This is a genomic window from Methylobacterium indicum (genome assembly GCF_001043895.1).
Taxonomy (GTDB): Bacteria; Pseudomonadota; Alphaproteobacteria; order Rhizobiales; family Beijerinckiaceae; genus Methylobacterium; species Methylobacterium indicum.
In genome coordinates this window covers 1-599 of record NZ_JTHF01000505.1, presented here as the reverse complement: position 1 = coordinate 599, position 599 = coordinate 1, and the positions used below count along the sequence as shown (strand labels likewise).

Genomic DNA, 599 nt, shown 5'->3' with positions numbered 1-599 from the left:
CCAGGTCCCCGGCCCCGCAGCCTCGCGCCCTCTGGACGGCGCGCCTGTTCGAGGCGCGAAGCGCGGGCGGGGTGCGGGCGATCTGGTCGCCGGATTTCCGCCCCGAGGCGCTTCTGCCCGACGCGCGCGGGGCAGGCGCCCCGCCGCGAGGCCCCTGGAAGCCCTGGGCGATCCGCCGCTCGCTCGGCGGCCGGAGCCTGCCGGCGCAACTCGCCGAACTGGATGCGCAGCGCTTCCGCACCGGGCTCGACGCCAGTGACCGGCACGAACTCGTCGTGCTGAGTTCCGTCCCCGGCCTCCCGGTAATGGGCCGCCGCGGGCCGAAGGGTGAACTCGACCCGAAGGGCAGCCAGATCGATCCCCCGCCGGGCTTCCGGCTCGCCGACCTCAGGCTGGAGACGCTCGACGGCAAACCGGGCCAGGGGCGCGACTACAGCGCCATCTACGATCCCCGCGAGCTCTCGATCACCGAGCTGTCGCTGAGCGCGCTCGGGGGTTGCCTCAACCTCGACACCACCTTCGTGCCACCGGCTTCGGCGCGTAGGCTGGACGGCAGTGACCTGTTCGACGCCTTCACGGTCGAGCGCTGGCGCCAGCGC

1 protein-coding gene is annotated in these 599 nt (G+C 73.8%); it reads left to right on the top strand.

All coding sequences use genetic code 11. From position 1 onward, the window contains the following. The coding region (locus QR78_RS35330; RefSeq protein ID WP_158004102.1) for a hypothetical protein at positions 1-599 on the top strand (599 nt) is incomplete at both ends.